Origin of the sequence: Mucilaginibacter sp. P25, from assembly GCF_050859465.1 — a bacterium.
Classification (GTDB): Bacteria; Bacteroidota; Bacteroidia; order Sphingobacteriales; family Sphingobacteriaceae; genus Mucilaginibacter; species Mucilaginibacter gossypii.
The window spans coordinates 2,222,174-2,241,643 of the sequence record NZ_CP193937.1 but is presented as its reverse complement, the minus strand read 5'-3'; the positions used below and the strand labels follow the sequence as shown (position 1 = coordinate 2,241,643).

20 protein-coding genes are annotated in these 19,470 nt (G+C 42.2%); 8 read left to right on the top strand and 12 right to left on the bottom strand.

From position 1 onward, the window contains the following. Positions 1 to 177: 177 nt before the first annotated feature. The 10 genes from ACRQ5D_RS11775 to ACRQ5D_RS11730 form a co-directional block, all read right to left on the bottom strand. The gene (locus ACRQ5D_RS11775; protein ID WP_256337515.1) at positions 178 to 414 is read right to left on the bottom strand and encodes a phytase; all 237 of its coding nucleotides are present in this window, start codon (positions 412 to 414) and stop codon (positions 178 to 180) included. Then, the gene (locus ACRQ5D_RS11770; RefSeq protein ID WP_256337516.1) at positions 411 to 536 is read right to left on the bottom strand and encodes a hypothetical protein; all 126 of its coding nucleotides are present in this window, start codon (positions 534 to 536) and stop codon (positions 411 to 413) included. Before ACRQ5D_RS11770 ends, ACRQ5D_RS11775 begins: the two co-directional genes overlap by 4 nt. A gap of 53 nt (positions 537 to 589) precedes the next feature. Then, complete coding sequence (locus ACRQ5D_RS11765; protein WP_431199684.1) at positions 590 to 3,004, bottom strand: AsmA-like C-terminal region-containing protein; 2,415 nt, start codon at positions 3,002 to 3,004, stop codon at positions 590 to 592. Between the two features lie 35 nt (positions 3,005 to 3,039). Beyond that, positions 3,040 to 3,693, bottom strand: a complete 654-nt coding sequence (locus ACRQ5D_RS11760) for an AsmA family protein (RefSeq protein WP_432329023.1) — start codon at positions 3,691 to 3,693, stop codon at positions 3,040 to 3,042. A 249-nt stretch (positions 3,694 to 3,942) separates the two neighbouring features. Further along, positions 3,943 to 4,284 (bottom strand): hypothetical protein, encoded by a 342-nt coding sequence (locus ACRQ5D_RS11755; protein ID WP_431199682.1) that lies wholly within the window; start codon positions 4,282 to 4,284, stop codon positions 3,943 to 3,945. A 161-nt stretch (positions 4,285 to 4,445) separates the two neighbouring features. Continuing rightward, positions 4,446 to 6,923, bottom strand: coding sequence for a glutaminase family protein (locus tag ACRQ5D_RS11750; RefSeq protein WP_091172687.1), 2,478 nt, complete (start codon positions 6,921 to 6,923; stop codon positions 4,446 to 4,448). Between the two features lie 45 nt (positions 6,924 to 6,968). Next, positions 6,969 to 8,681, bottom strand: a complete 1,713-nt coding sequence (locus ACRQ5D_RS11745; RefSeq protein ID WP_091172690.1) for an arylsulfatase — start codon at positions 8,679 to 8,681, stop codon at positions 6,969 to 6,971. A gap of 236 nt (positions 8,682 to 8,917) precedes the next feature. Then, positions 8,918 to 10,969, bottom strand: coding sequence for a TonB-dependent receptor plug domain-containing protein (locus ACRQ5D_RS11740; RefSeq protein ID WP_432329021.1), 2,052 nt, complete (start codon positions 10,967 to 10,969; stop codon positions 8,918 to 8,920). Beyond that, on the bottom strand, positions 10,900 to 11,418 hold the full coding sequence (locus tag ACRQ5D_RS11735; RefSeq protein ID WP_432329019.1) for a hypothetical protein: 519 nt from the start codon (positions 11,416 to 11,418) through the stop codon (positions 10,900 to 10,902). Before ACRQ5D_RS11735 ends, ACRQ5D_RS11740 begins: the two co-directional genes overlap by 70 nt. 236 nt (positions 11,419 to 11,654) lie before the next feature. Continuing rightward, positions 11,655 to 12,188, bottom strand: a complete 534-nt coding sequence (locus ACRQ5D_RS11730) for an OmpA family protein (RefSeq protein ID WP_090530934.1) — start codon at positions 12,186 to 12,188, stop codon at positions 11,655 to 11,657. Between the two features lie 270 nt (positions 12,189 to 12,458). Between ACRQ5D_RS11730 and ACRQ5D_RS11725 the strand changes: the two genes are divergently transcribed. The 4 genes from ACRQ5D_RS11725 (at position 12,459) to ACRQ5D_RS11710 (ending at position 15,418) form a co-directional block, all read left to right on the top strand. After that, positions 12,459 to 12,752 (top strand): hypothetical protein, encoded by a 294-nt coding sequence (locus ACRQ5D_RS11725; protein ID WP_432329018.1) that lies wholly within the window; start codon positions 12,459 to 12,461, stop codon positions 12,750 to 12,752. Next, on the top strand, positions 12,734 to 13,639 hold the full coding sequence (locus ACRQ5D_RS11720; protein WP_432329754.1) for an alginate lyase family protein: 906 nt from the start codon (positions 12,734 to 12,736) through the stop codon (positions 13,637 to 13,639). The genes ACRQ5D_RS11725 and ACRQ5D_RS11720 overlap by 19 nt, the downstream gene beginning before the upstream one ends. 367 nt (positions 13,640 to 14,006) lie before the next feature. Next, the gene (locus ACRQ5D_RS11715) at positions 14,007 to 14,288 is read left to right on the top strand and encodes a hypothetical protein (RefSeq protein ID WP_432329016.1); all 282 of its coding nucleotides are present in this window, start codon (positions 14,007 to 14,009) and stop codon (positions 14,286 to 14,288) included. Then, entirely contained in the window at positions 14,285 to 15,418 is a 1,134-nt protein-coding gene (locus tag ACRQ5D_RS11710; RefSeq protein WP_432329752.1) for a glycosyl hydrolase family 18 protein, read from the top strand. Before ACRQ5D_RS11715 ends, ACRQ5D_RS11710 begins: the two co-directional genes overlap by 4 nt. Before the next feature lie 95 nt (positions 15,419 to 15,513). Here ACRQ5D_RS11710 and ACRQ5D_RS11705 read toward each other — a convergent pair whose 3' ends face one another. Further along, complete coding sequence (locus ACRQ5D_RS11705) at positions 15,514 to 16,326, bottom strand: hypothetical protein (RefSeq protein WP_091172704.1); 813 nt, start codon at positions 16,324 to 16,326, stop codon at positions 15,514 to 15,516. Positions 16,327 to 16,611: 285 nt separating this feature from the next. Between ACRQ5D_RS11705 and ACRQ5D_RS11700 the strand changes: the two genes are divergently transcribed. The 4 genes from ACRQ5D_RS11700 to ACRQ5D_RS11685 are packed head-to-tail and all read left to right on the top strand — an operon-like array spanning position 16,612 to position 18,284. Continuing rightward, a complete protein-coding gene (locus tag ACRQ5D_RS11700; RefSeq protein ID WP_432329014.1) occupies positions 16,612 to 17,121 on the top strand; it encodes a histidine kinase in 510 nt (169 codons plus the stop codon). 20 nt (positions 17,122 to 17,141) lie between these two features. After that, complete coding sequence (locus ACRQ5D_RS11695; RefSeq protein WP_432329013.1) at positions 17,142 to 17,411, top strand: hypothetical protein; 270 nt, start codon at positions 17,142 to 17,144, stop codon at positions 17,409 to 17,411. Next, on the top strand, positions 17,395 to 17,577 hold the full coding sequence (locus ACRQ5D_RS11690) for a hypothetical protein (protein WP_432329012.1): 183 nt from the start codon (positions 17,395 to 17,397) through the stop codon (positions 17,575 to 17,577). Before ACRQ5D_RS11695 ends, ACRQ5D_RS11690 begins: the two co-directional genes overlap by 17 nt. Next, positions 17,574 to 18,284: a LytR/AlgR family response regulator transcription factor gene (locus tag ACRQ5D_RS11685; RefSeq protein ID WP_091172711.1), complete on the top strand. Its 711-nt coding sequence runs from the start codon at positions 17,574 to 17,576 to the stop codon at positions 18,282 to 18,284. Before ACRQ5D_RS11690 ends, ACRQ5D_RS11685 begins: the two co-directional genes overlap by 4 nt. 131 nt (positions 18,285 to 18,415) lie before the next feature. Here the strand turns inward: ACRQ5D_RS11685 and ACRQ5D_RS11680 are convergent, their stop codons facing one another. Continuing rightward, positions 18,416 to 19,438 carry an asparaginase gene (locus ACRQ5D_RS11680; RefSeq protein WP_090530955.1) on the bottom strand — a complete coding sequence of 341 codons (1,023 nt, stop codon included), beginning with the start codon at positions 19,436 to 19,438 and terminating at the stop codon, positions 18,416 to 18,418. Between the last annotated feature and the right edge of the window lie 32 nt (positions 19,439 to 19,470).

Here is a 19,470-nt window from a genome sequence, read left to right as displayed (position 1 = left end):
TGCAACTGTGCTTGTAAAAGCAGGGCGTAGAAGATTTCTCCTCGCCTCCAACGCACAAATACCACCCAGAGCTCGTCGAAATGACATTTTTTTTAATAGTAAAATAAAAAAGATATGGCCACACGAGAGTTTTTTGTGCTACTATTTTACCTTAAGTTCTTTGCCCGCTATGTCTTCTCAGCGGTAATAGTGAAAAGTTTTATCGGTACTCATTACCACAAAAATGCCATGTTTAAAGGTACCATTTAAAGGAGTGGCGGTTACGTCACTGCCATCACTTTGTCTGGCGGCAACGTTGGCTATTTTCAAAAGTGTATGTTCAAAAGGGTTTGCTTTTGTGCCTTCCCTGCTGAAAATCTGGAAGCGGTTGGCGCCCTGACCGGATACCAGAATGTAACCCGTTGTATCATTCAACTTATAAATCGAGATCCCTTCATGGTCGGCATTAAGCCTGCGGTGCCGAATATAGCCAGCTCCTGGTCGCCTTTTTCGGGGTCGGCATAATACTGGCGTACACCTACCTGCTCTTCGCACAATCCTCGCTTCTATTTCTTTCACAAATGAATTCGCCAGTCTGCTCAACCCGCTTTTATTCTTCTTCCTGCGTTTCTTTCAGCTCATCTTCTTTTTTGCCATTGCCCAAATGGATAATAGGTTTATCCTGGGTACCGGTGATAGTCATCGGGATGCCGAAGATACCGAAGGGCGGCAGCCCCAGCCTGAATTTCAGGTTCAGTTTGCCATCCAAACCCACCTGTCCTTCAAATCTTGGCCTGAAACCTGCAATCCGCATTTTGGTTCGTTCTATAGTCATGATGTTGTTAGCTATAGTACTTTTGATATCAACCTTTTTCACATCACCGTGGCCAACACTGTCATGACCGGTTTGCTTGCCAACCGCGCTTAATAATTTCAATCCGTATACTTTTACTTGTTTTACAGAAAGTACGCCACCGCCTTTTAATGATGGATAAACCGGTTTCATATCGCTGTTTAGCTTACCCGCAAGCTTATAGTCTAAAGATACAATACCTTGTACATGCTCGGCCGAAGTTGCCATATCATGAAACAACTTGATTTCGCGGTAGGCCCTCTGAATATCAAACTCTTTCGCATTGATGTGATAATCAAAAAATGCTTTTTGCGGATTGATGCTGCCATAAGTGGCGTCCATCACTACAGGGGCACCTATCAGGCTGAAACCAGTTTGCTTAAGTACGATCTGCCCGTTGGTAACATTCATTGCGCCTTTGGCGTCACTGATATCCAAACCGCTGTATTTTACTTTTTTAACGTCAGCAGCAAAATTAAGATCAAGGTTTGCAGGCACCAGGATCACACCAGATGATTTGGTTGGTTTGGCAGACGCAGGCACACCGGCAAAGGCCATGAAGTCATCGGCAATAATCAAATCACTCTTTAGATTAAACTCGCCTTTCAATGGCGAATTTGGCTGCATGGCATAGCCTATCACATTAGATAAAGCACCGTCAAGCACCACTATCGATTTACCGTAGTTAGCCTTAAACTGATCAAACTTCATTTTGTCCTGGTTAAAGCTGAATACGCCGTTGGTGATAAAAAATGGTTTAGGGAACAGCTCGGTAGTAAGCTTGATGTTCTTCACTTTCATGCTGCCCGAATTGTCCAGCTTATCATAGTGGCCGGTGGTTGCATCACTTTGCTTACCTTTCAGTTTAAAGTTGGTGCTTACAAACCCGTTCACATCATATCCTTTTACGGCAAACACTTTGTAAATCTTACCCAGGTCCAGGCTACCTCGAGAAGTTACGTTATAGTCAAGGTCATCAAAATTGCGGAGATTGGCCCTCAGTAAAAATGGCTGGCCTTCAAAATTGAAGGATACCGTTTTAATATCCACCTTAAGCCCTTTTAACGAGCCTGTGTTGTTAAAAATATTTACGCTAACCTGTACACTTTGCATTGGGTGCGGATAGTATTTGGTTTGGATGTATCCGTTTTTTAGATTGATCTCAGCATTCGTAACCGGGAAGATGCGGCGGGCCGGAATATACCTGCCTTTACTTTGCAGGTTAGCATCAAAATCACCACGGAAATCAATGCTATCAACCGGATAAAACTGCTTGATATCGTCTAAATGGAATTTAGCATTCAACCCGGCATCAATCAATGCACCAGCCTTATTGCTTAATTTCAGATAGCCTTTGATGTAATTATTAAGTGCATTAATGTTCAGGTTGCGCACATTCACAGTGGCATTGGCAATGTTATGATCCGGACAAGCGACATCCAGGTCAAAACTGATATTGTTGATGGACTGCGGCAATTTACTATACTTAAAATACCCGTTCCTGAATGTCGACTTGAGTTTAAATTGGGGAATACTGGTTATCACGGTATCAATCTTTTGCCTTAGTCCCGTTTTCCTGATGCCGGTGGTGTACTTGCCTTCGGCCAGTAAATGCAAACCATACCTTCCTTTTACCTGGAATGGTTTAATGCCAAAAACCTTGTACCATTGCTCCAGGTCAATTTCGGTATTCACTTTAGCATAAATATATGGCGATTTGATTCCCTTTAATTTCAGCACCGAACCAAAGTAGTCCTTACCAATATTAAAATAAACCGAATCAATATTAACTTTTAAACTGTCGGGGTTGAGGCCAGGCAAACTGGCATCCATATTCAGGTACAGGTTTTTAACCGGCGCAGGAGTACTTTTGTTAACGATGGAACCGTCGCGCACTTTCATGCTGATACCCAGGTTGGGCATAATATTTTTTGAGGCGATGTACTTTCCGCTAAGATCAAGCTGGATGATGCCATTACCGCTGATATCCATGTTATCAACATATTTGGCGTATTCATCCGGAATGGCGGTAAAAACGTCACCAAGGTCATTCTGATCGCTCCTGATCTTGAAATCCATATCATAACCATCTTTCAGGAATTCAAACCGGCCTTTAAATTTAACCGGCAGCTTGTTAATAAGCAGGTCGTTTTTTTGAAATGCGAAGGCCAATGATTTGGTATTGATACTGGTAACCAGATCGGCATTTACTTTTTCCTGAGCACGTAGGCCTTATTGCCGTAATAAAAATCTACCGAAGCGGCATCTACGTGGCTATAAAGGTCAAAGATGTCTTTGCTTAAATCACCGCTTCCTTTGTAGTTCAGTTCCCGTGCGTTGATCTTCATGGGCAGCGAGCGGTCGTCATAAACCAGGTGGCTTTTGTCTATCAGGATCTGTTCAATGCCTAACGATGCACTGGCGGTATCAGCTTTATTATCCTGTTTGGGAGGAGATGATTTGTAAACATTATAATTGGCTTTACCGGCACTGTCAACCTGGATATTGATCAGTGCATGGTCGAGATAGATCTTGTTTACATTGATCTTGCTTTTAAAAACCGAAGAAAGATCGATAGCCAATGAAATTTCTTTAGCAGAAACCAGCGTATCATTTTGAAAAGGTATGCTGCCATTCAGCACAAAATCATTAAGCGTAAGGGTTAGCGACGGGAACTTTTTAAAAAATGATAAGCGCGTACTCGAAAACGAAAGCTTGCTGTTTACGCTGCCGGCGGCCCATTGCTTTATTTTCTGAGTCACTGTTTCGGGAAAAAGATAAGGTAACAGGAACATCAACAGCAATAAACTAACAACGGTGATGGCGCTTATTTTAAGCGTTTTAACCAATATTTTTTTCAAGGGGAGCGGCATAGAAATTATTATAGCTAACGAGCCATGAAAATAGTCATAAAACCTAATTATTGGATATCAAATTATGATGATTGTAATGTTAGGGAAAGATGAGGGAGGGGGTAAAAAACCGATTAACAAGCTTGATTTATCTGTGATTGTCAATATATGGTTTGACAGCAACCCCTTCTTTTTCTTTTAATTTAACTAAGAAGCCAGTTTCAAAATCAGATACCATTTGTCTAACTCCGATGCCCTCTATTCCATACCCCCTAATTTGTAATTATTTTTATCGTGGATCCCAATTAGTTTGACTATTGTACTTCGTATGCCTTCGTTGTCTTTTTCTCCACATTTTAAATTGTATTCTATGTCTGAGTTCGAATTTCTTATCTCAAGATTCATATAAATTCCATAGCCGTTTTGCTTATTTCCAGTCGTATCTGTTATTTTAAAGAGTATTTCCGAATCAGCCGCCGCATATTTTTGCATTCCCAATAAAAAGCTATTGACATTACCAAAGAATACATACTTTTTTATCGGTGGGATGGTAGAGCTTACACCAGCAACGAAATAAATACAAGTGCCGATAAAACCCATTAGGGCTAATCCTAATATAACAATTATTACTCTCCGCATTAAAATTGATTTAGTCGTTTATCTTTTGTAGTGAAGTCAGATCTAAATGTATAAAAATATACCAGAACAAAAAAAGGAGCCTGCTATGCAGACTCCCTTTCCAATTATTAAAGTTGGTGGCTTTACTTAGCCGCCAACTTATCCCTTAAAGTTTTCATATAATAGCCGCCAATTACGCTACGCGCCTGGAAGCCTACCATTTTACCGTTGGTAGTTTCGTGCCAGTCGCTTAGTGGTACGCGTGATGAAGTTTCGGTAGCAAATTTGTAAACCGGAGCAACTAAAGCGTTGAAATCAGCTCTGTTATCGGCCATAGATGCAGTCCAAAGGATCCAATCGCTTTTTGTGTAGGTTTTACGGCTATCAAGCGGCAAACCAAACTCTTTTTGGTGTGCTAAATAGTATTTAAGCTCGGTATCGTACACTTTTTGAGGGAATAATTTCAAGCCCAACACTTTATCCCAAACCATGTTGTATTTCTGGCTCCAGGTATCTTTGCTGTCAAACACCAGGCCGTAGTGATCGCCCGCGTTGGCTTTGTATTCCCATTTTTTAGCCATGTCTTTAGCCATAGCTTTGTACTTTTTAGCGGTTGCGGCATCACCTAACATACCGGCTAATTCGCCGTAGGCGTCAATGGCTACAATAGCTTTTACTGATAAGTTGGCATTGTGTGCCAGGTGACCGGCAAAATCATCAGTACACAATTGGCTACCCGGATCAAAACCTGATTTAGCAAGATACTCAGTCCAAATAGTTAATGTTTTCCAGTGTTTTTTAGCATAGTTGGCATTGCCTTCAACTTTTGCTAAAGCAGCGTTAAGGATAATCATGTTACCACTTTCTTCAACCGGCATGTCCTCGCCATAAGTTTGGCCGTTGGCCAATGGATAAGTACCTAAATCGTGCGATGAGTAAGGTTTATTCCATTTACCGCTTTCGCTGAAATAGAAGATGCCGTTCATCATACCTTTCAACAAATCAGGATTGTATAGCAGGTACATTGGAGCCGAAGGGTAAGTAATGTCAACCGTGTTGATTGAGCCATTGCTAAAGTTCTCTTTGGATAGGAACAGCAATTCGCCCTCCGGGCTTTTAACCAATTGGTGCGCGGCAATACTTTGACGATAAGCCATTACACATAACTTAGCATATTTTTCACCACCGGCTTTAACCGCATCGGCCCAGATCTTAGCATCTGTTTTTACACAAGTGCCAATCACTTTAGCATAAGCTTTGGTAGCATCGCTCAGTACGCCTTCAATAGTAGCACCCGGAGCATTCCTCCACCATGGCCTTAAATTGGTTTTAAAGTATTGAATAGCATAAATATCATCATACCCAACCGAAATAAATTTAGATACCGGCGCAGCAGTCACTTTATCAAATGGTAATACCGTGCTTAACATGAATTGTTTACCAGTAGCCGTAGTTTCACCTTTTTGGGCGCCCAGGAATGATGATACCGCCTCACCTTCGGGAGTGATGTATTGTTTAGCTCCGGCGGTTGACGAAGCAACATAAACATAGCCCCAGTCAATACGCAGGTTATCACCTTTTTTCTGTAATACGGGTTGTTCCACGGTGCCCGCTTTTAACAGCTTAAGGCCGTTCTGACTGTATTTTGACGCAGTAACTTCCTGTGATGGTGTATTTACAGCCAGATTACTTGATACCCCCTGATAGATCTGAACATCATGAGCTTTCCCATCGGTTGATTTCAATTGGTAAGTGATGTATGATACCGGGGTGGTAAGTAATTTCAAATCGCCCATAACCAATGGCGAAGTAAACGTAAGTTTCAGGTTTACCTCCCCTGCTTTAAAGTTATATACGGTTTGGGTAGCTGTAACTTTAACGCTGGTTTGCTCAGCCAGTTTAACGGCTTCGTCATCCTTGCTCAACACTTCTTCAGCAAGACCGGCATCAATAAACGAGCCGCCACCGGTGTTTTTACAATGGATAGCCAAAACGTTTTCGCCTGCTTTCAGATTCGATTTTGCACTGGCAGGCAATGCAACAGTTTCAAAATCGCCGTTAGCACCACCTTCGGCAGCAATCTGCTGGCCGTTCAGGTATACTTCGGCTTCATCATCATGATAAATTTTCAACATTAAACGGCCTTTCGGTAATTCGGCAATATTAAATTTACGACGAACCCAAATGTCTTTACCTCTCCATTCAGTGCCTTTGCCTGCACGTTCATCGCCAAATGGCGCAGCGCTGCTTTTCCAGCCCTGATCATTAAAGCCCGGTTTTTCCCAGCCTTCTGCCGGGGCAGTTTCGGCCAGGTATTGACTGTTGTACGATTTTTCGTCGGTAGCTGCTAAAATGGTTTTATAATTAACGGCCGATGCGCCCATAAAACGGTAGTAATTGCCATCAACCTTAATGAGGCCCAGTAACGATTGATCTTTCCCGGTCCAGTGCTTGGTGGTTGATTCATTTAACTTATCGGTGTTTGACCAGATGCTGAAATAAGTGTTGTGCGTGATCAGCGGATAAGACGGCATCTTATCTTGTGCCAGCGCTGTTTGTGCAACAAACGATGCTGCCAGTCCGGAAACAAGCAAGTACGTTTTTTTAAAAATGCGGTTCATAAACTACGTTTTACTTTTGGTTTTAATTTATTGTTGGTTTTTTTATTATTTACTCTTATTTCCCGGCTTTGGAAAAACCTGGTGCGTATTTGCCCAGATATGCCAAAGGCTATCCAATTGGTGCACTTTTTCCGGGTATTTCGATTTCAGATCGGTGGTTTCGGTTTTATCCTGCGACAGATCGTACAAATGCCAGGTAGTATCATTACTCAGCGATACCAGCTTCCAGTTTCCTGAACGCGCATACCTCGCGCCAAAGTGCTCGTTAAACAAATCCTCATGACCGGGAGTTTGTTTGCCTTTAAAACCTGGCACCAGGCTGATACCTGTAGTCGGTGGAATGTTGTGCCCCTTATATGTTTTAGGATATTTGGCCCCAGCCAGCTCAACAAAGGTACCCATGAAGTCCATCACATGGCCCACATGGTCATTAAAGCCACCTCTATTAGCAATAATTCCCTTTGGCCAAAAGGCAATCATCGGTGTATGGATACCTCCTTCATATGATTCGGCTTTCCAATATTCATACGGCGTGTTGGCTACGTTTGCCCAACGCGGCCCGATTGACGAATAAGTAGTCTCCGGGCCTGGCAAAGCTTCTTTCTTTGTGGCATAAACAATTTTCCGTCCGTCGCGGGTTTCATTAGGGCGATCAAAACCCGGACCATAAGCAGCGCAGTTTTCAGCACTTGCCCCATTATCCGACAGGAAAACGATAAGCGTGTTATCCAGCTGCCCCGTTTCTTTCAGCGTTTTAACAATGCGGCCAATGCCCTGGTCCATCCTGTCGATCATGGCGGCATGAACAGCCATGGCCATGGCATCCCACTCTTTATCAGGATTGTTTTCCCATTGCAGATCACCTTTCCAGCGATCGGATAGCTTTGTTTTCGCAGGATCAATAAGCCCAAGCTTCAGCATCTTTTTGTATCTCGCTTCGCGGATTTCCTGCCAGCCCGCTTTGTAGGTGTCTTTATATTTGGCAATATCCTCTGGCTTTGCCATCAGCGGCCAGTGCGGTGCATTTTCGGCAACGTACAAAAAGAACGGCTTTAACGATTTAGCGTAGCCTTTGATATAAGCTACCGCAGTATCGTTAATAGCATCTGTATGATAGTAGTTTTTGGGGACGGTTTTAATGGGCTTAGTACCGCTAACCAAACTAAAAGGATCATAAAAATCAACCACGCCCCAAATGGTCCCAAAAAATTTCTCGAACCCGCGGCTGGTTGGGTACTGGCCAATGGGCGAAAAATCGCCAAAATCTTTATGATGATTTAACCAGGCCATCTGGTCCTGCGCGTTAGGCTGCCCATTGGTGTTGGACACATGCCACTTTCCCGACATGGCGGTATGGTAACCTGCGGATTTCAAAACTTCGGCAAGGGTTACCGCGTTGTCTGTTATATGACCGAGATATCCGGGTTCGTCTTCGGCGTCGGTCATTTTGCCTATGCCTGCCTGTTGATTGTATAAACCGGTAAGTAAAGATGCTCTTGTTGGGCAGCAACGCGATGTGTTATAGAATTGCCTGTAGCGAATACCATTTTGAGCAAGGTAATTGATGTTGGGGGTATTCACCTCACCGCCATAACAGCCCAGATCAGAAAAACCCATATCATCGGCCATGATCACGATAATATTCGGGCGTTTCCTTGCCGGCTCAGGTTGCTTCATAGCTTTAGTTTGCCACGCAACTGAAACAAGCGCTATTGCACCGGCACAAAATAAGCCGGCATATAGTTTATATTTATTCATAGGTGATCAAAATACCTGCGCCAGTTCGGTTAAATTTACGTTTTCAATAAAGCAGGAAAGTTAAAAAATGACCGGGGCTTTTATGCCTGAACATATAGCACTACGGACAGTTTTACACATTCCAAATTAAAGCAATCATTTTACACAAAACGGCTCAATACTTGGTGAAATCGTATCATTTTTGGGATGTACATCAAAACCTATTGTTTAAGGATAAACTGAAAGTTGCTATAGATCTATCGAACGTTGTACCTATATACCTGCCGCCCAAGGTTACCATTTTCATCTATACCTTCAATAACAACCCTATACCTCCCCTGCCCATCGGCATTGAAATAACTGAATGAAGCGTTACCGTCATTGCCGGTAATTAATTCGGGCTGCCAGTAAATGGTGCTTCGGAGGTCGGGGCGGTTACCGGCTTGTTCAAGATTTTCATATTTGGGCGAATAAAATATACGGGCTTTATAAAAGCCGGGAACAGAGATTGGCAATATCCCGGTTGATGTGATCTCATTTTCGGTAAGGCCGCCTCTGGCTTTAGAAGTTATTACGATTACCCCATGCCCTGCCCGCACACCGTAAATTGCCGCGTCCGAACCATAAAATAATTCAACGGTTTCAACATCTGATGCATTTATAAAATCGAGGCGGCTCCCACCAGGTACAGAGGTTCCTGAAATGGCTTTATCTATTGGCACCCCATCTAAGATCACTAACCCATCAAAATCTCCTCTTAACATTGCGTACGCTCGTGCACCATGTACCCTGCTCTCCACCATTTGAGTTAATGAACCTGTAACAGGGAGCTGCCCAAGGTGTATAACCTGATCGGCACTCCCCGCCCCTCCTAATGCCGATGAGCGGTAATCATTTCTTTTAACAGCTTTGACCTTTACCTCTTTCAACATCTTCACTTTGTTATACTTCAGATAATCTTCTTGCCGTAACTTATTATTTTCAAGGTAATTGGTCATTGATAAATTAACATTATCAGGTGCGTGATCCTGGACCTGTGATATAACAATCAGCGGCTGATTATCTTCATTATAAGTCAATTTCGTTGAATTATCGCCATTAGCTGTTACAGCTTGTAATATAAACCTCTCGGTATCTGTAAAGAAAAGGTTACGAAACACAAAACTACCATTCTCGTTAATTGGCTCACTCAATACGGTTGTTGGATTTGAAGATATTAAAGAAACCGTCCCTTCGTGCATGGCGCTTCCTCCGGATATTTTGGCCGTTCCCCTTATCTCCAAAGCCGTTTCCGGCTGAAATGCTGTCGCAGAATAATTATTATCCAATACCGGCCTCCATTCAAAACCCCGGTATCCGTTGATAAGCATTACAAGGTCGAGATTTTTCACAGACTCTTTAGTTATATTGGTAAAGTAATAGTTTGGCTGTTCTACATTTCCTTTTAAATCTGAGGTTAACAGTAAATCGGTTAATATGGTATGCTCCGAATTTTCATCTACCGGAACTTTGTTTTCATCTATAACTGATACCGAAAAATGGCCAACTGACGGGTCGCCCGCCCTGTTCTTTACATTCAGACTTATATCAACCCGTTCCCTTTTTTTATAACCTGTTTTGGGACTATTAACAGCCAGGCTCATCTGATCGTAGTTTTGCACAAAGATCAGGCGTTCGCAAAGGGGCTCATTAGCGGCAGAAAATAATGTAATGGTAGCTATTCCTGTTTTTAAACGCCGCTTTAAAATATTACGTGTTATTGACTGACTATCTAACCTACAGGCGATTGTTGAAGCTGTGCCGCCGGAATAAATGAGTAATGTAAAATCCTTTCCTTTGTTTTGCTTGTAAAAAGCATCAGCAGCATTTATTTTAACAATAGCACGGGGAATTTCACTATTATCAACAGATAAGCTAACTCCATTTTCTATAGGTATTGGAAGATTGACAGTATTTTTTGTTCCGTCGGCATAATTAAATTCGGCTTTATACCTTTTACCCGGTTGGGCTTTCAGGTAAAAACAACCCATCCCCAGGTGCGACGAAGCAAATGTGGCTATCTGATTATTTTCATCATCGGTAATAATCCCGCTAACATTAACACCTGTTCCGTCGGTACCAATAGCCTTGAAAGCTATTTTAGACTGAATACTGGTTATTATATTGCCACCTTCGGCAAAAAACTGCACATCTATTTTATTACTGGCAACAGGCAATGGTCCTTTAGTAGCGCTTTCAGCTATTTTATTACTGATCGACCCAATCTTAATTTCCCGGTCAAAATAGTTGTTACTGCCCCGATTTTGCATCCATTTAGTATATGCACGGATGTGATAATTGCCCTTAGGTAAAGTATCTGGCAGGGCGAAATCCCCCAGGCCACACCATCCGTTATCTGTAGTTTAACTGACCGATCAACCCTGTTTGTTGCATTGACCAGTTCGACGTGCAATACACCGCTTATATCTGATAGTTCGTGCCTGTCGCCTGCGGTTATGTAAGCTTTAAAGTAAACAGTATCACCGGCTGCGTAATAGGGTTTATCAAAATGTAAATAAACTTTTTCGGCGATATATGAAACTTTATACTCCTTAAGCTTATTTATGACATTGGATAGCCCCGGCTCTTTAATTGCAACCTGATCGATCGAAGGCTCATACTTACCGCTTATGTTATTAACCCGGTCCGTTATTTTAGTTTGAGCCAGGCACAAAAGCGGCGAAACCAGTAAATAATACAGAAACAGTTTTTTTAACATAAGGCAGACGATTTAGGTATATATGCTAAAGTAAAAAATGGCGCTTATACTTTTAGGAGGTTTATAGTAATCATAAAATTATTAAATATTATTACTAAAACCAATAAGGCCTTTTATGCGAACTTTCCATAACCTGTTCTCCATTTTTTAATTAGTTAACGACACCGAATAATTTTGCGCAACAAAAAAAGGCAGCCCAATGTGAACTGCCTTTTACATTTATTAAAAGTTTTTATTTACTGTGCCAGCTTAACCTCAACACGACGGTTAAGTACACGGCCATCTTCGGTAGTGTTATCAGCTATCGGTTTGCTTTCGCCCCAGCCTTTTACAGTAAGGTTGTCGCCATTAACACCGCTGTTTACCAGGTACAATTTTACAGAGTTTGCCCTATCTACAGATAATGACATGTTATGCTCGGCAGTACCTTCGGCAGAAGCATTGCCATTTAAAACAAATTTCGCCGACGGGTCTTTTTTCAGTTCTTTAACAATATGATCTAAAGTTTGGTACGAAGCAGTTTTTAACACCGCCGAATTAAACTCAAACTGGATATTGCTGAAATTATAATCCGGTTTCTCCGGTGCAGGAGCAGGTGCCGGCGGAGGGGTTGGCGCCGGTTTTGGTGCGGGCGGAGGTGTTGCAGCTTGTTGTGTTGGCTGGGCCGGCGGCGGTGTTTGCACAACCGCTTTTTTGGTTTTACAGGCTTGGGTAGTGATAGCTAAAACAGCTATTGCAAGAGCTAATAAAGGTGTTTTTAGAGTTTTCATATCTAATGATTTGCGTAAACATAAAAAACGTTGGCATAATGTTTATAGTGCCTAACCATAATTTTATGGCTGAATAACGCTTTTTACATACTGATGTAGATTATTTAATCAATAGTTATGCCATTTGCCTGGAGAACCTAATGAAGAATAAACGTGCTAAGCGTTTTTTACTTCAACGTTGTCGTGAAAAAATGCTTCCGTCGATGCCCTACACACCAAAAACAGTTATACACTATCGTTATCTTGTCGGTGCCATTATAAACCATCGCCATGAAAAAAATATTTACCGCAATTTTAATTGCTGTTACAACTTTAACGCAATTTGCTTTTACGTCCGGACAATCAAAACCAGATAAATCACCTGTAGAAAAAACTGCCGAACAAATCCTTAAAAAGCAAATAATGACCGAGGCCGCCTGGGCCATGCAGCAACAGCCGGTTACAGTTACAGCGACATCTTCACCCAGAAGTGCGGGCGGTAAACACGACTTTTTTCAGAAGCCGATTATTTCTGGCCGGATCCTAAAAACCCCGATGGCCCTTACATCAACCGCGATGGCATGACCAACCCGGATAACTTTGTAGAACACCGCAAAGCCATGATCCGCTTTAGCAAGATCATCGGCGCCCTGGCATCGGCCTATAAAATAACCGGAAATGTAAAATATGTTAACCAGGCTGTAATCCACCTTAAAGCCTGGTTTATTGATCCCGAAACGTTAATGAATCCAAGTCTTTGGTTCGCCCAGGCAGTTAAAGGGCAGTTCACCGGCCGTAATTATGGCATTATCGACACCATTCACCTGATGGAAGTTGCGCAAGGCATTATCGTTATGGAAAAAGTTATGGACGCCGAAACTACAGCCGCTGTTAAAAAATGGTTTACCGATTATACCAACTGGCTCATGACCAGTAAACCCGGCATCCAGGAAAGGGATGTTAAAAACAACCACGCCACCTGCTGGGCTATGCAGGTAGCCTCCTTTGCCAAACTTTGTAAAAATGAAGTAGTACTCGATTCGATTCGCGTGCGATACAAAACGATATTGCTCCCCCGCCAAATGGGCACCGACGGCAGCTTCCCCTTAGAGATGGCACGTACCAAACCCTATGGCTACTCTATTTTTAACCTCGATGCCATGACCATGCTGTGCCAGATCCTTTCAAGCCCGCAGGATAACTTATGGAACTTTGAAACACCGGATGGCAAATCCATCAAAAAAGGAATAAGTTATTTATATCCTTTCGTGGCAGATAAAAGTAAATGGACTTTAAAACCCGACGTAATGTATTGGGACAACTGGCCTATTGCGCAGCCTTTCCTGCTATTTGGCGCTAATGCCTACCATGAAAAAGCATGTTTAACAACCTGGCAAAAACTGGATCATAACCCTCAGGTTGAAGAAGTTATCCGAAATTTACCCATCAGGCACCCGCTTATCTGGTTTTAAATCGGTAAGCGATTTCCCCACTGAACGCTTTTTCCCGTCTATAATAATATATAAACTGTGAGTTAAGCGTATCATCAAAATATTTTTTTGTCGGGAAGGCGGGTTTTCTCCGTATATCATCACACTACAAAAGCACTACCACGCTTGTGATCGAATCGTATTGAGGTTATTATAAGGTATTTATAATAAGATGTTTATATAATTTTACCAATACAAAAACATCTATTACACCTATTAACGCGCCTTTCCTGGTATTAGTATATGATATTCATAAGTATCATGAATTTGGTTAACAGGTTTGTGTTTTATTGCCCGGCTTATTTATAAACCAAATAATACATCTAAAACCACTTAACAAATTTAACTTATGAGATCGAAACTTAACCCTTACCTCCTTGGCCTTTTTCTGGTCGCAATCGCAGCACTATCATCCTGTAAAAAGGATAACATGAACCAGTTTAAAACCGGCAGCGATTCAAACACCGATAACAGCAGCAAGCCGGTTACTGTTAACAATGCCGTACCTATTACCTCCTTTAAAGTAATAGGTTACCTGCCCAGCTGGCAGGGCGATGTGAATACAGTACAATACAGCAAACTAACCCATATTAATTATGCTTTTCTTACCCCCAACAACACCGGGGGCTGAACCCGCTTGATAACCTTTCAAAATTCACCAGCCTGGTATCAAACGCACACAGCCATAATGTTAAAGTAATGATATCTGTCGGTGGCGGTGGTGGCGGCGATGCCTTCCATCCTATTGTAGCCAATGCCGGTTACCGTACCACTTTTGTTAATAATATGGTCAACTTTTGTAACCAGTACAATGTTGATGGTGTGGATATCGACTGGGAGTTCCCATCGGCAGGTACCGAAACCAATAACTTTTATTTATTACTGCAGGAACTATCAACTGCCATGCATAACAGCGGCAGGTTATGTACCATCGCCTCCATCTCGGTTGGGGCTACTTACGTTACCAACAATATGTTCTCTATCCTTGATTGGATCAACATCATGGATTATGACGACAACAACTTCCAGCACTCTACCTACCAATCGGCTGTTGATTGTTTAAGCTATTGGGCAAACCGTGGTTTACCTGCAGCCAAAACTATTCTGGGGATTCCGTTTTATGCCAGGGATAACCGGTACGATTATTCGACCATGAACTATGTTGATGTTTTAGCGATAGGCGGTAGCCCTAACTCGGATACCTTTCAAACTTTTGGCTATAACGGTATCCCAACTATTAAAAGCAAAACCACCCTGGCACTTAACCAGGCAGGCGGCATGATGATCTGGGATTTGGGCGGCGACGCTTCAGGTGCCAACTCCCTGCTTTCGGCCATGAACACTATTATTACCGGCGGAACTACCAATCCTCCGCCAGCTCCTCCAATAGGCACTGTAATATCGCTTAAAGGCTTTAATGGTAAATATGTAAGCGGCGAAAACGGCACGCAGGCTATGACCTGCACCCGCACCGTCGCCGGCGACTGGGAACATTTCACCGTTCTTGACGCAGGCAACGGCAAAATCTACCTGCGCAGCATGGGTAAATATGTTTCGTCCGAAAACGGCACACAAGCCATCACCTGTAACCGCACCACGCCAAGCGACTGGGAAACATTTGACTGGATAGTTACCACCGACGGAAAAATAACGTTGCGCGGCAACAACGGCAAATTCATTTCCAGTGAAAACGGTACGCAAGCCATGACCTGTAACCGGGCTACCGCATCGGGATGGGAAGCATTTGGGTTGAATCAGTAAACTATTAACTGCTTATACCAAAGGCCGGGGCTATGATTTTAGTATCATAGCCCCGGCTGTTTTTCAAGAGGATTGGTATATTCTTTTAATTTATTTTACTTCGCAAACCTCGGCAGCAGGTTAGTCGCGGCACCCATCATTTTTATTTTGTAGCGATAACCCCCTCCAAAAGAATCCTCCTCTTTTAAAAACTCATGATTCTTTTTACTGATCCAGTAGGTTTCGGTAAAATGGCGGCCATTGTAATCGCTTTCGTTATATAGCTTCCAGCAATCAACTTTGTTACCATCCAATGTAGTAATTAACTCGCTGCCGGTTACTTTGTATAAAACATAAAGCGGTGCAGGGATCCCGGCCTCATAAAAGGGGATAGCAAAACTTTTGCCTTCGGCAAGCGGTAACATCTCGAAGGTTTCAATGTCTAAATTCCAATTAAAGTTGGCGAAGGTAAAATCAAGCTTAAAATTCTTAGCCTCATTATTGGCAACGGTGTCGGCACTTATCACTTTATCGGCAGCCCAGTTAAAGGCTTTTGTTTTTTTGCCGATGGTTTCTGAATGATAAATCGGCGCGAAATCAGGTACTTTATTAACGGAATAAATGGAACGGTATGATAAGCTATCGCTGCCATACCAGTGCTGGGTGATAGTAAATACCTTTTCACCGTTACGGGTTTCGAGGTTTATATCGCGCAGCCAAAGCCAAAATTTCAGGCTTCGGTTGTCCTTTGTATTTTGAAAATACACAAGGTATTGCTTTAGCCCGGGTTTAAGCGCCGATGTAATCAGGCGTTTGTCCTTTACACGGATGGTATCAGTTTGAGCAAATACTTTAGGCGTATGCGATAGCAGCAGCAACAAGCTAAGGCTTACAGCTACTATTTTTTCGGCTAATTGTTCGGTTTTCATAATAATTTGATGGTTTGATAAGGATACATTTCTGTTAACAATTCAAAACTGCCTTTTATTAACCATCCTATCAAACCGGTTAAACCACTGCCGCGTTCTTTTTAGCCTACTACTGTATTTATTCAATAATATACCTGCAGACCAACTTATTGAACATTTAGTGCCATTTATTGAATAAATGCCGGCAATTATTTAAAACCGGCATCCACAAACAAAAAGCTTAGTAATTTTAAAAATGCAACTATTTAAGACCCGCCCTTCCATTACACAACTCCAGCTCTTGATATGGTTAGCGGTGTCGCTGTTGCTATTTTTTCTTATCTGCCGATGGATGGAGCAGGCCAATCGGCTGTTTATACCATTGTTAACACTACGTTTTACGCGGCTATCATATATGGTAACATCCTCTTCCTGTATCCTGTATTTTACCAAAAGGAAAAATATGTTTGGTATGTATTACTTGTCATCATTTTTTTAGTGGCAACGGGTGTGCTCCGGGGTTATTCAACCCTGCTTATTTATAATACCTTTTTTGCAAAAACACCAGAGCATATCAGTCAAAAAGCCATCATTAATTATGTTTCGGGCGGAGTGCTCATTTTCATTATGAGCCTGATCTTTCGTATAGCAATAGCTTATTTTAAGCTAAAGCAGCAAACGGAAGAGATTATGATTCAAAAAAGCCAGGCCGAACTGAACCTGCTTAAATCACAAGTGCAACCGCACTTTTTGTTCAATACACTTAATAATATTTATTACGAAGCTTACCGTGAGGCCCCCGTACCGCAGCATTAATTGAGCGGCTTTCGGACATTATGCGCTATTTTGTTGATGAAAGCCCCAAGGATGATGTAGCCATCGGTACCGAAGTACAGTTCATTGAAAACTACATCGCATTAGAAAAAATCAGGATCAGGCATGAGATGGTTGTTTTTTTTGAAAAAAACTTCAATTCAGATCTCCGCATCCCGCCTATGCTGCTCATGACCTTTGTAGAGAATATTTTTAAGCACGGCATCGACAAATCGAGCGAACAAAACCTTATTGGTATATCTTTGGTTCAGCAGGGTGATTATCTTTTTTAAAACCAACAATGCTATCCATGCCGAAGTAGCAAGCAAACGCGCTGCCGGTTTCGGCATTGTCAACTTAACCAAAAGGCTAACCATGCTGTACGGTTCAAATTTTGACCTGAAAATTGATAAAAGTAACAACACCTTTGCCGCGTTTTTAAAGATCCCGATAGCATGAATTTAAGCTGTATCATAATTGATGACGAACCTAACGCGGTTAACCTGCTGGAGATCCTGGTGCAGCAAAGTACGCAGTGGCAGCTTAAAGCCAAATGTTATAACGCGCTTGAGGCACTGGCCTTTTTAAAAACCAATAAGGTTGATTTTATTTTCCTGGATATCAACATGCCGCAATTAACGGGTATGGAGTTGGCAGGCTTGCTTCCACCGCAAACCAAAATTGTGTTTACCACTGCTTATTCGGAGTATGCTGCCGAAAGCTATACCTATCAAACTATTGATTATCTGCTGAAACCAATCACACTGAAACGTTTCCTGGCAGCCATGCAAAAAATTGAAGGGTATTTTGGCAAGTCCGAACCTATGATGCAACAAACCCCGGTTAATGATGAGGGCTATTTCTTTATAAAATCGGGCAAGGTATTACGCAGGATCCTACTGGACGAGATTTTATACTTTGAAGGCGAAAAGGAATATGTACGGCTTGTTACCAGTCAGGAACAGTTATTAATTTACCGCAGGCTCAAGGATATTGAAGAGCAGCTTTCGGCCCCCTTTGTGCGGGTGCACAACTCCTATATTGTAAATACCAAACAACTGGTAAAAATTCAGGACAACCATATTTATATCGCCGATAAACACATACCCGTAAGCGAAAAATTTAAAGATAGTTTTATGAAGCTTATTAATAGAAGGATATTTTAAATCTTACATGAACATCTCCGCTTATTAACCAATCCAGACTTACGAAGTTTTTGAAACTTCGTAAGTCTTCGAAAGCCTCGCGTTAAAAATCTGTCAAATTTTCATATTCAATACAACAGTAATCGATGAATTTACGATACCGTAATCTCGCCTCTCAAATCCGTTTCCAGCCATTCTTTTACCTGCAAGGGATCATCGCTTTGGCCCAGCAGGTACATCATTTTGGTAACAGCTGATTCAAAGGTCATGTCATAGCCGTTGGCTACACCGATATCTTTGAGGTGTTTGCTGGTTTCGTAACGGCCGAGTTCAACCGTACCTACCTTACATTGCGAAATATCAAGGATCACCTTACCGCTGTCGATAGCGTTTTTAAGCAAATCGATAAACCAACTGTCGGTTGTGGTATTACCGGCCCCGAAGGTTTCCATTACTATACCCCGCACGTCGGCGCTTAAAATGTTCTCAACCACTTTAGGGCTTATGCCCGGGTATAACTTCAATACGCCAACATCATTCACCAGGTTGTTGTGTACAATTAACGAGCTTTCGTCTTCTGGCAGTCTGATATCGTTCGCGCTAAAGCGTAAATGAACGCCCGATTCGGCCAATATAGGATAGTTTGGCGAGCGGAAGGCTTCAAACTTTGATGAATTATATTTAAAAGCCCTGTTACCACGGAACAGTTTATAATCAAAATAGATACAAACCTCGGGCACGCGGGCGCGGTCATTCTTTTTAGCTTTAGCTATTTCAATAGCCGTCATCAGGTTTTCCTTTGCATCAGTACGGATGGCGCTTATCGGCAATTGCGAGCCTGTGAAAATAATGGGCTTGCCTAAGTTTTCTAACATAAAACTTAATGCAGATGCGGTATATGCCATCGTATCCGAGCCGTGCAAAATCACAAAACCATCATTATCATGATAGTTTGACTGGATCAAACCGGCCAGCTCGCTCCAGATTTCAGGGTTCATGTTTGATGAATCAATGATCTCATCAAACGAATGTACTTTGATACGGCAGTTAAGCTTTTCAAGCTCGGGCACGTTATCCATTATTTGCTCAAAGTTGATAGGCTTGAGCACCTTTGTAACCGGATCACTCATCATACCTATTGTCCCTCCGGTATAGATGATCAAAATTTGGCTCATTAATTAAGTTTATGCTGTATATAAATATTAAA